Below are 11078 nucleotides of genomic sequence, written 5' to 3'. Positions count from 1 at the left end.
GGGCGGGCGCCGGGTGGGCCGCGGCTCAGATGACCAGGACCCGGCGCCCCCGGGTATGGCCGCTGCGGCTGTCAGCGTGCGCCGCCGCTGCCTCGGTGAGCGAGTACGACTTCTCGACCGGGATGTGGAGCATGCCCCGGGAGATGAGGTCGACGGCCTCGGCGAGCGCGTCCGGTACGCTCCCGGCCACGCCGGAGAACCGGACGCCCAGCCGCGGAGCATCGAGGTCGGCGATGGAGACGACCTTGCGCGGGTCCCCGGTCAGCACGACGAGTTCGCGGATCACGCCCGAGCCGGCCAGGTCGAGGGCCGCGTCCACCCGGCCCAGGTGCCGCACCCGTTCGACCCAGCCCTCGTGGTAGGTCGTGGCCAGTGCGCCCAGGCTGCGCAGGTAGTCCTGGTTCGCGGCCCCGGCCGTGCCGATCACCGTGATGCCCCGCGCGCGGGCGATCTGCAGCACCGCCGACCCGACGCCGCCGGACGCGCCGCTGACCAGCAACGTCTGCCCGGCCCGCACGCCGACCTCGCGGATGACGCGCAGCGCGGTCTCCACCACCGAGGGGTACCCGGCCGCTTCCTCGAAGGACAACCCCTCGGGAATCCGGGCCCAGGCCGACAGCACGGCGAATTCGGCGTACGTGTCGGCGCCTTCGCCGAACACGCGGTCGCCGATCTCGACCCCCTCGACCCCCTCGCCTACCTCGTCCACCACGCCGGCGGCGTCCAGTCCGACCCCGGCGGGCAGCTCGACCGGATGGGCTCCCAGGACCTGGCCCTCCCGGATCCTCCAGTCGACGGGGTTGACGCCCGCCGCCCGTACGGCGATGCGTATCCGGCCGGGGCCCGCGTGCGGCTCCTCGGCTTCCACCAGTTGCAGGACTTCGGGGCCGCCGAACTCGGCGAAGCTGATTTTCTTCATGCGGCCGACCGTAGTCCTAACGGTTAGTGTTTTGCAACGGTTAGGAATTCCTAGCTGGTAGTGTCAGGGCATGACCGAGCCGTCCGGACGCCGCGAACGCAAGAAGGCCGCCACCCGCCAGAAGATCGCCGACACCGCGCTGCGCCTCTTCCTGGAGCGCGGGTACGACGCCGTGGGCATCCGTGACGTGGCGGCCGAGGCCGACGTGGCCGTCACCACCGTCTTCGCGCACTTCGCCTCGAAGGAGGCCCTGGTGTTCGAGCGCGACCAGGACTTCGAGCAGCGCCTCACCCGTGCGGTGACCGACCGGCCTCCGCACGAGCCGCTCATCCCGGCGCTGCACCGCGAGGTCCAGGCCCTGGTGCGGCACTGCACGGCGGAGGGGAGCGCCCCCGTCCGACGCATGATCGAGGAATCACCCGCCCTGCGGGAATACGAGGAGTCGATGAGCCTGCGTCACGCGCAGGCGCTGGCGGAGGCGTTGGCCGCCGATCCCCACCTGTCTCGGAGTACGACGGCCTGCCGGGCGACCGCGCGGTTCGCCATCGACGCCTACGCGCTGGCCTGCCGGGCGGACGATCCCGGGGCCACGGTGGACGAGGTCTTCCGGATGATCGATGCGGCTTGGGAAGCCACCGCGTCCTGAGCCGGGGGCGTGGGCGGGCTGCGGTCCGGGCCGACCCCCGGGCACGAGACGTATGGTGTTGCGCTGCGCGGCCCGTACCGGGAAACCTGTTCGCCCGATCCCCTGTGACGGCCATCGACCTGGGGCGTCGGCTCGGGGTAGCGAGTGGAGTGCACTCCACTCGAACGAGTACCGAGAAGATCGCGCCCCACGTCCCGACCCGACCGACCCCGAAACGGCGCCCGGCAGCCTGACCGCCGCCAAGGCCGACGGCAACGGACCGTGCCATGACCACCCGCGCGTCACGGCACCGCATCTGGCACACGGTCCCGGAGAAGACCGACGCAGCCGGTCGGCGGTCCCGGAGGGGTCAGCCCCCGGCGGTGGCGGCGATGAACGCAGCGCAGACCCCTTCACGGCGCGTGGCCGGTTTCGTTCCCGCCTTCTTCCGGTACGGCACCCGAGTCACCGACTCTGACCCGATAGCCACCCGGGCTGTGTGAGGAGAACCTGCATGAGCGGAGTGCGGAACCGGGGACACGAGAGCATCGCTGTGGACGGCCAGCAGCGGTCAAAGACCTCCGCCTCGGAGGGTATGACGCCGTTCGACGACATCTACGACCAGCCGGATCCCCGGGCTTATTTCCAGGCACTGGGCCCGCTGGAATACCAGACTCCCCATCACGGACAGAGCATCTTCCGGCGGGCGCTCGCGGCCCGCAGCCGGGGGGTCCGCGCACCGGAACCGGTGACCGTGATGGACATCTGCTGCTCGTACGGCATCAACGCCGCCCTCCTCAACCACGAAGTGACGCTGGACGACCTCTACGCCCACTACACGTCGCCGCAGGCCACCGCCCTCACCACAGCCGAACTGATCGAATGGGACCGCGGCTACTACGCGGCTCGTCGGCGCGACAACCCGGCCCGCGTGATCGGACTCGACATGGCCGCGAACGCCATCTCCTACGCATGCGAGGTCGGTCTGATCGAAGCCGGCTTCGCCGAGAACCTCGAAGCCGCGCCTCCCTCCCAGCCCCTGCGCCGCGCCGCGCGGCACGCCCGTCTGATCACGATCACCGGAGGGTCGTCCTTCCTTTCCCCCCGGACCTTCCAACCGATCCTGGCCTGCGCCCAGGACCCGGTGTGGGTCGCGGCTTTCGTGCTGCGCACGACCTCGTACGCGCCCATCGCCGCATGCCTGGAATCCTTCGGCCTGGTCACCGAGAAGGCAACCACGCACCCGTTCAGGCAACGACGCTTCACGGACAAGGATGAGCAGCAATACGCCGTCCAGGCGGTGGCTGCGGCTGGCGACGATCCGTACGGAACGGAATCCGACGGCTACTTCCACACCGTGCTGCACTTGTCGCGCCCGCCAGAAGACGTGACGGCGTTTCCGTTAACGGACCTGATGCCGAACCCGTAATCCCAGCTCTGCCCACAGACTGGCTGGCATGCATGCGCCTTCCTCGTCTGCGCTGAGTGCGAGGACGGCGGCTGGGCGTATGCGCACCGCTCGACGCTGACAATGACACGGTCGCGGCGGCCCTGGCCGACACCTTTGGCGGCGATACGACGCAGGCGTACCCGGGCGGCCTGCTGGCTTCGACCGCTACGACACCGAAAGGGCACCGCAGGCTGAAGGCCCGCCGGTCAGGCGATCTCCTGGCGCGGGGGCGCCTTCCGTGTCTTCACCCCGACGACGACGAGCGCCAACCCTATGACGACGATGCCGAGGTAAGCGGTGGACGGAAGGTCGACAACCCTGTGCATCCAACCCCACTCCGTATCGAAGAGGGTCTGCGAAGCGAAGCTGACAAGCCCCTGGGCTCCTACTACGTAGCCGATGCTTTCGAGGGTGTATCCGATGGTTGTTCGCACGGCCCTACCCTCTCGCACCCCTGCCGCAAGATCGTCCTCCGCAGGGCCGAAAACACAGTAGGCCAAAGGGTGCAGTCGCTTGCGAAGAGCAACGGCACAGCGCCCGCCACGGCAGAGGAGCGGTCGACACCAGACAGCTCGAAGATCACGCCTCGCACCCAGCGCATAGGCCGACGACCTTTCCAGGCGAGCTTGCCTCCGTTGTGGCGTACCGCGCCGGTAAGTACAGGGCAACGGCAGTCGCCGCCTTGCCCCGGTGCTGAGGCGCATGCCCCATGAGGGGATCGGGTGTCGGAGACGGGACTTGTGCCTCCGCGTGCGGTCAACTCCCTGCGATGCCACGGGCCTTGCTGCCGCCCCGAAGGGCGGAGCGCCCGGGAAGCGGCCAACGGCCACTGCCCCTTGTCCAGTACGCCCGGGCTTAATGTGGGCGCATGGTCCATCTCAAGCAGCCCCACCTGTCGGGGCTGGGGCGAAACCCAGCCGCCCCGGTGGGCGTCTTGGTGCGGCTGGCCAGGCACGCGGCGGGCCGGCATGGGCTGGCCGCACGCACGGGACAGCTACCGGACATCGTGGCCGAGGCCCTGCTTGCGTACGGCGGCAGCGATTCGGCTGTATCCCTGCACGGGCGGCGCATCTCCTCGGCGATGCGCCGCCGCATTGCCCAGCACCCCGACCCCGCCATTCGCGACGCCTACCCGGACTTCATCCGTTACGGGGTGGACATCGGGGTGCCGTTGAACATCGAGGCCCTAGTCGACGTCTATGGCCGACCGCCGGGGGAACTGGCGGCCAGCTCCGATCCCAAGCTGCGCGCGATGGTCGCGCAGACTTGGCGCGACCGGCCGATGGCTGTGCAAGTCGCGCTGCTCAACGATGCGGACCCAGGGGTACGCGCCTCCGCTACGAGGGCAGAGCACCCGGGCGTGCCGGCGGAGTATCACGAGCGATGTCTCTCCGATCCAGCCGTACAAGCCAACGTCGCGCGCTATCTCCCGCTGACGTTCCAGCAGTTCGAGCAACTGCTGGCCACCGGGGACAAGAGGGTGCTGCACGCGGTGGCCCGCAACCCCTACCTGACCGCCGACATGGCGATCAGTCTCCAGACCAGCGCAGATCCGTTTGTACGTGTCGCGGTGGCCTACAGCCGTCACGTCGCCCCCGAGGTGCGGGACCACCTGCTCGCCCTGGTGAAAGAAGAATACGCAGCCGGAAGCACCGACGCATATGTCGCACTCCACTGGTCATCGTATGAGCCGAGCTGGCTGCGAGACGCGCCGCTCGCCGAGCGGTTGAGTTACGTGGACTGTCCGCACGCGGTGTTGCGGAAGGTGCTCGCGGCCAGCCGGGACCTGCCGGATGAGGCCTGGCAAAGGCTGGACGACGACCCGGACGTGTCCGTCCGCCGCACCGCCGCCCGTCGGCCCGACACGCCACCACAGGTCCTGCTGCGACTTCTCCGCAGCCACGGCGAAACCTTCCACGTCCGGCCGTTGCTGGTGGACCATCCCAACTTCCCGCGCCAGGCGCTGCGCGGTTTCGTGGAAGAAGTGGTTCCACCGGTACGCGTCCTCGCCCTGGAGGACCCCGAACTGCCCGTTCCGGAGCTGCGGCGGCTTGCGGGTTGCGAGGATTCGTCCCTGCGCCTGGGCGTGGCCCGCCACCCCAACGTCACCGCGGAACTGCTGGAGCAACTGCTGGCGGACTTGGACCCCACGGTCGCCGAACAGGCGGCGGCAAACCCTGTGCTTCCACGGGCCCGGATGGACCACATTCTGGCCGAGGCCGGCCTCTGAAGTCGGTCGGCCGAGGGATCCCTCATGTGCTTGGACGGTGGTGGAGGCCTTCAAAGGCGACGGGAGACATGGGCTTCGAGGAGACTCGCCCTCGCGAGGAGCAGGCGCCGACAGGCCGTGACCTGGCGCCGCGCGGGGTGCCGCCGTTCCCAGCGTGCTCAGGTTTCGGGGCCTTGGCGAGCGCGCCAACGTTCAAATTGAACATGTTCAAATCTGTTGGCAGCATGGCGGTTGGCCTATGGGCGATCCGCGCTCATGTGTCATTCATGAGAGGGCCTGGCTATGGGGCGCGAGCGGTCTGCTGGGCGGATGCTGTGGATCTCGATGGTGGTGCTGTTCCTTGAGTCGGCGCTCGCTCTCGTGGTGGCCGTGGTGTACGGCCAGACGCAGGAGTCGCCAAATGCCGGCGGCGGCATGAACGCACTCGGCATGCTGGTGCTGCCCCTCCTGGCAGTGGCAGGCGCCATCCTCGGAGCCGCGCTGTCGGCAGTCTTCGTGTTGCCTGCGATCGGGTTGGCCGGAGTGCTGGGGCGGCGGATCGGCGGCCGGGAAGCCTGGGGGTGGGTACCGCTGGTCCTGGCGGCGGCCCTCGCGCCCATAGTGGTGGGAACCGTTCTTGCTGGTCCCTGTGACTGGGCGTCGGCTGGGGCCTCGTGGATGGTGGCCACTGCCGTACTCACCGTCCCCGCGCTGGCCGGCCGGTCGCGGCGGCGGAGGCTGCTTGGCGCGGTGGTCGGCTGGGGCGTGTTGATCGTCATAAGCGTGGGTGTCCTGGGTGGCATGGCTCTCCAAACAAACCTCCTCAAGGTGTACCGGCCGCCGATGCTGTCCGTACCGGCTCTTGTCGGAACCTGGACCGATGGGAAGGGCGCAACGCTGACCTTTACCGCGGACGGCAGGATCGCTGCCTCCGGCGTCAAAGAGGAGCGGTTCGAGGAGAACTTCACTTCTGTGATGAAGCCGTGCACAGGTGAGGGAACTTGGGCGTTCGATGCTGGACGGGACGCCTGGAGCCAGGAGGTCAAAGTCAGCGTCCCGGGCTGCCAGTGGCTGCCCTGGAACGTGGGCGGTACACAGGGACAGGCCACTCTCTACCAGTACATCGGCGACCCCGACTCCTGGGACCTGTACAAGCTGAGGAAGGTATGACTCCTCTGACGGGACCGCCCTTCTGCAGCGAACGCAAGCGCTTGACCTTGTCGCAGCGACAACGTTTCTACTGATGGCATGCGAATCGGAGAACTCGCCGGCGTCGTCGGCACCACCACCCGTGCCGTGCGGCACTACCACCGCATCGGGCTGCTGCCCGAGCCGTTGCGCCAGCCCAACGGATACCGTGAGTACACGCTGCGCGACGCCGTCGCACTGGCCCGCATCCGCCGTCTGACCGAGCTCGGCCTGAGCCTGGACGAAGTCAAGGACGTACTGGCGGACGACAGGGGCGAGGATCTCGTCGAGATCCTCGCTGAGCTGGACGCGGATCTCGCTCGGCAAGAGGATGACATCCGGCAGCGCCGGATCCGCCTGGCTCAGCTGCTTGAGCAGGCCGGACGGACCGGGCGCCTGCCCGTCGAGGCCCCGGTCTCGCCTGAACTCGCCGCCCTCTTCGACGACATGGCCCGTGCCTCGGCGCGGTTGCACGGATCGGAGCCCGCGATGGCGGCCAAGGAGCGGGAACTGCTGGCTCTGCTGGAGACCGGCCCGCCGGGCGGCGACCGTAGCTGGCTCTACGCCATGGGGCAGAGCCTGAGCGCCGACGCCGAGGCCATGCGGCGCGCCTACGCGGTGTACGCCCAGATGGACGCCTTGGCAGAAGCGGCCGGGGACGATCCACGGGTGGAGGAGACCGCCCGGGCCATCGTCGAGAGCATCCCGGATGACGCGGCGCAAGTGATGATCGCTGCGGGAGGCAAGGGCGGAGCAGGCGAGGAGGGTGGTTTCGCAGACGCCCTCTTGGCGGAATTCACTGCTGCCCAGGCGGCAGCTGTGCGCCGCGCCATCGAGCTGCTCAAGGAGCGTGCCGGGTGAAGGCGTTGAGGAAGGCCGTGTGTTGGGGCTTCGCCGCGGTCGCGCCGTGCGAACTTGTCCTCGTTCTCTGTGTCGTTGGCGGGGTGCGAATAGCCCCGGCCGCGTGGCTGGCGATGGAAGTGGCCGGGCTCGCGCTCCTGGCCGCGGCTACCGCACTGCTTCTGTTCGACTACCGGCGGCACCGTCGCGAGGGTCTCCCTCGTCACTCCGCGTTCCGGGCCGCGATCGCTGACAACGTCCCGGCGTCCGTGCGTATGCTGATGAGTCACGAAATCAGCCTCGCGACCAGCTTCTTGCGTTGGGTAACCCGCCGCGGCCCGCACGGTGTCCACGACGGCGACCACGCCGTTCCGTACGCGTCGGCCCAGACCGCGACCATGTACGGCTTGTTCTTCGTTTGCGTCGTGGAGACCGTCGCTTTCGCTTACGTGATCCCCTGGCCGGTGGTGCAGGCCGCCGCACTCGTTCTCGACATCTGGGGCTGCTACTTCATTCTGGCCCTGCACGCCTCATGCGTGGTCCGCCCGCATGTGGTCGGCGCCGACGGCTCGCTGCGCCTGCGCTACGGAGCCCTGCTGGACATTCGCATCCCAGCCAACCGTATAGCCGCCGTCCGTCTGGACCGGGCATTCGCGCATGGCAAACCCGCCGCCGCGGACAGGACTGCTGTGGTCGACGTGGCTGTGGGCGGCCTGACCACGGTCACCGTCGAGCTCACCGGGCCGCTGCGGTATGTACGCGTCCTTGGCCAGCATGCCGAGGCCAGCGCCTTCCGCTTCTACGCGGACCACCCCGTGGCCGCGGTGGCAGCACTGAGGGCAGGCGGCAGGTCTTCCCATGATTCTGATTCCCTCACCGCATCGGACTCGTAGTCGACGGTGTCCGGAGTGAGAAGCCCGGAGTGGGCATCGAGCTCACCCGCAACCTCTTCGAGCGCATCGCGGAAGCCAGAACGCGATGGACCTCTGGCGAGCTCGTGCATGGCCGGAGGTGGCTCGACGCACGGTAGCCAGTTGGCCGGCTACGGATCCACCCGGCGGCTCCAGGGTTACTCCCCGAGGGCCCGGGTGTGCGGTGTGCGCTGCGCGGTCGTCTCCGTGCGCAGTCGTGCGGCGATCCGCCGTGCGTCCGGCCAGCGCACGTCGTAGGCCCAGCCCCACCGCTCGAACCGCGCGATGAGCCATGCCGTGAGGTCGGGCTGGCCCTTCAGGCCGCCGTGCCGGGCGCTGTTGGGGTCGGCGTGGTGGAGGTTGTGCCAGCCCTCGCCGAAGGTCAGCAGCGCGACCCAGGCCACGTCCCGGGACTGGTCGCGGGTGCGGTAGTTGCGGCTGCCGAAGGCGTGCGCCACGGAGTTCACGGACCAGGTGACGTGGTGGACGACGGCGTAGCGGACCAGGCTCGCCCAGAGGAGGGTGACTGTTGCCGTCCTCCAGTCGTGGGTCACCGCCAGGACGAGCGCCGGCGGCAGCCCGAGTGAGGCGGCCATGGTGAGGGGGTAGCAGCGGTCCAGACGGCGCACGTCGGGGTCGGCGAGCAGATCGGGTGCGTAGCGCGGGTAGTGGGAGCGGACCGGCGAGGAGGCGAACCAGCCGACCTGGGCGTGCCAGAGGCCTTTGAGCAGGGCCCGGCGGGTGGTGCCGTACTTCCATGGCGAGTGCGGGTCGCCCTCCCGGTCCGCGTGCTGGTGGTGGCGCCGGTGCTCGGCCACCCACATCGTCACCGGGCCCTCCATGGCGAGCCCGCCCGCGAGCCCCAGGGCGATCCGCAGGGGGCGTTTCGCCTTGAACGACAGATGGGTGAAGTGCCGGTGGTAGCCCGCCGTGATGCCCATGATGGACAGGGCGTACATTCCGGCGCCGAGGACCGCGTCGTACCAGCGCGGCCCCCAGCCGCCGACCAGGGCGGCGGGCAGTGCCACGGCCAGCACGGCCAGCGGTCCCACCACGAGCGTCAGCAGGTAGCCGGTGCGCAGCGGCAGGCCGACCGGGACGGTGTCGGGAAGCGGGGCCCGCGGGCCTTCCGCGTGTTCGAGGGACGCGCTCATGGCGTACCTCCCACGAGCGGGGAGGGAGACCCTCCCGGAGGCCCGGAGGACGGTCCTGCCACGAGTGGGGGAGTGCAGGGAGTCATGTGCGGCGATTATGCGCAAGAGACACGCCCCCCGAGCTCAGGCGCGACGGGCGGGACGGCCTCCGGCGACATGCTCTACCTGGATGGATGAAGGGGTGGAGGGACGGATGGAGGAACGTATGGACGGAGGTAGGGGTGGAGGTCGGGATGGAGGTGCGGGCTCGGAGTCCCTGGTCGACGATGGGACCAGGCCCGGGACGTGTCCCGCGGCACGGGCCCGGTCGGCAGACGTCGTCGTACGCGCGAGCCGTGCCGTCGCCGTAGGTGTCGAGGTAGGGAGCGAGGGATGCGAGCGGACGGCCACGCACCCGGACGGCCCACGCCGGACGGCGAGGACGACCGGGAGCTGCTGCGCCGGTGCGCGCGGGATGTGGTCGAGGTCGCCGAAGGCATCCGCGCGGTGTCAGCGCGCACCAGCGGCGCGCTGTTCGCACCGTCACTGACCGCCTCCGCCCGCCGTCGGCCCCGCACCGGCCTCGCCGCCCAGTGGGCGCTGCTGCGGGCCCTGACGAACAAACAGGGCCTGGGTGGCTCGGCGATCACCGCGCCCAAGGGCATGGGACAGGTGCTCGGCGCGGCCGGGGAGGTGCTGGGCCGGGAGAGCCTGGCCGCGCTGGTCGCCGTCACCTCGCTGCGGCTGAGGATCGCCGCCGTGCTGGTCGACCACCCCGAGTTCGAACGCGACCCCGGCATGCGCCGGCTGATGGTCGCGGTCACCGCCGACCGCGACCTGGAGGCCGTACGGGCCCTGCGCGCCCTGTTCCGGGACAAGGGCGCCCAGCGCGCGCTGTCCGGACTCGCGCCCCTGATGGCGGAACTTCTCGCCATTCGCGCCCTGCTGGACGAGGATCCGCAGAACGACGAGACCGGCTGGGCGCTCGCCGCCGGGCGGGAACTGTCCGCGGACCCGCTGCACGGCATCAGCGCCGCCCATCTGGCGGCCATGGACAAGGGGGAGGGCGCCGCCGAGCCGGTGGACCTCTCCGACCAGGAGCGGCAGCTCATCGCCGCAGAGGGGTCCTTCCTCGGGTTCCTGGGGAACATCGAGGCGCTCCGCACCGACGGGCGCATCCTCGTACAGAACGTGCGGGGTCCCGACGGCGTCGTCCGCTACGTCCTGCAGGCACCCGGCATGGCTCCGGGCCGCCCCCGCAACGACTCCCCGCAGGACTTCATCGGGGCCTGGCGCAACCTGTTCATGGCCGACTCGCCCTACACCCGCTCGATCCTGCTGGCCCTTGCGGACTACGGCATTCCGCGGGGCGCAGAGGTCGCGCTGATCGGCCACAGCGAGGGCGGTATCGCCCTGATGAACCTCGCGCAGAACGAGGAGTTCTGCCGCGCCTACCGGGTCACGCACGTCGTGACCGTCGGCTCGCCGGTCGACAACAAGAAGCCCGCCGATCCGCGCACCTGGGTCGCCAGCATCACCAACCAGCACGACATCGTCCCCGTCCTCGACGGCCGGGGCGCGGGCTCCGCGTTCGACCCGCACCCCAACTGGTACGAGGTCGACTACACCGGTCCCACCCATGAGTTCCCGCTGTGCCACATGCTCCGCGAATACATCAAGCACCTCACGACCGTCATCCCCGAGGCGTGCGACGACGTGGACGAAGCGCTCAGCCCCTACCATGGCGCCGTCGTGCGCAGCCAGGTGTACCAGCTCAAGGACCGCGCCCGCCCGCCCGAGGGC

The 11078-nt window shown here is 69.8% G+C and carries 9 protein-coding genes; 7 read left to right on the top strand and 2 right to left on the bottom strand.

The features are described 5' to 3' along the window. Window positions 1-25: 25 nt before the first annotated feature. Window positions 26-919, bottom strand: coding sequence for an NADP-dependent oxidoreductase (locus tag ACJA3G_RS19005; RefSeq protein ID WP_406554202.1), 894 nt, complete (start codon window positions 917-919; stop codon window positions 26-28). A gap of 70 nt (window positions 920-989) precedes the next feature. Here ACJA3G_RS19005 and ACJA3G_RS19000 point away from each other — a divergent pair, with 70 nt between their 5' ends. The 6 genes from ACJA3G_RS19000 to ACJA3G_RS18975 all read left to right on the top strand — a co-directional run bounded on the left by ACJA3G_RS19000 (window position 990) and on the right by ACJA3G_RS18975 (window position 8124). Beyond that, window positions 990-1565 (top strand): TetR/AcrR family transcriptional regulator, encoded by a 576-nt coding sequence (locus ACJA3G_RS19000; RefSeq protein WP_406554201.1) that lies wholly within the window; start codon window positions 990-992, stop codon window positions 1563-1565. A 493-nt stretch (window positions 1566-2058) separates the two neighbouring features. Then, on the top strand, window positions 2059-2973 hold the full coding sequence (locus ACJA3G_RS18995) for a hypothetical protein (RefSeq protein WP_406554200.1): 915 nt from the start codon (window positions 2059-2061) through the stop codon (window positions 2971-2973). An 889-nt stretch (window positions 2974-3862) separates the two neighbouring features. Beyond that, window positions 3863-5224 (top strand): hypothetical protein, encoded by a 1362-nt coding sequence (locus tag ACJA3G_RS18990; RefSeq protein WP_406554199.1) that lies wholly within the window; start codon window positions 3863-3865, stop codon window positions 5222-5224. Window positions 5225-5533: 309 nt separating this feature from the next. Further along, window positions 5534-6373, top strand: a complete 840-nt coding sequence (locus ACJA3G_RS18985) for a hypothetical protein (RefSeq protein WP_406554198.1) — start codon at window positions 5534-5536, stop codon at window positions 6371-6373. 78 nt (window positions 6374-6451) lie between these two features. After that, window positions 6452-7252, top strand: a complete 801-nt coding sequence (locus tag ACJA3G_RS18980) for a MerR family transcriptional regulator (protein WP_406554197.1) — start codon at window positions 6452-6454, stop codon at window positions 7250-7252. Then, on the top strand, window positions 7249-8124 hold the full coding sequence (locus ACJA3G_RS18975) for a hypothetical protein (RefSeq protein WP_406554196.1): 876 nt from the start codon (window positions 7249-7251) through the stop codon (window positions 8122-8124). The genes ACJA3G_RS18980 and ACJA3G_RS18975 overlap by 4 nt, the downstream gene beginning before the upstream one ends. Window positions 8125-8300: 176 nt before the next feature. Here the strand turns inward: ACJA3G_RS18975 and ACJA3G_RS18970 are convergent, their stop codons facing one another. After that, window positions 8301-9296, bottom strand: a complete 996-nt coding sequence (locus ACJA3G_RS18970; RefSeq protein WP_406554195.1) for an acyl-CoA desaturase — start codon at window positions 9294-9296, stop codon at window positions 8301-8303. A gap of 372 nt (window positions 9297-9668) precedes the next feature. On the opposite strand from ACJA3G_RS18970, the gene ACJA3G_RS18965 reads away from it, so the two are divergent. Continuing rightward, a partial coding sequence (locus ACJA3G_RS18965; RefSeq protein WP_406554194.1) for a hypothetical protein occupies window positions 9669-11078 on the top strand: 1410 nt, incomplete at its 3' end.

Origin of the sequence: Streptomyces sp. YS-3, assembly GCF_045257485.1 — a bacterium.
Taxonomy (GTDB): Bacteria; Actinomycetota; Actinomycetes; order Streptomycetales; family Streptomycetaceae; genus Streptomyces.
The sequence above is the reverse complement of the archived record's forward strand: the minus strand, read 5'-3'. Positions and strand labels throughout refer to the sequence as shown.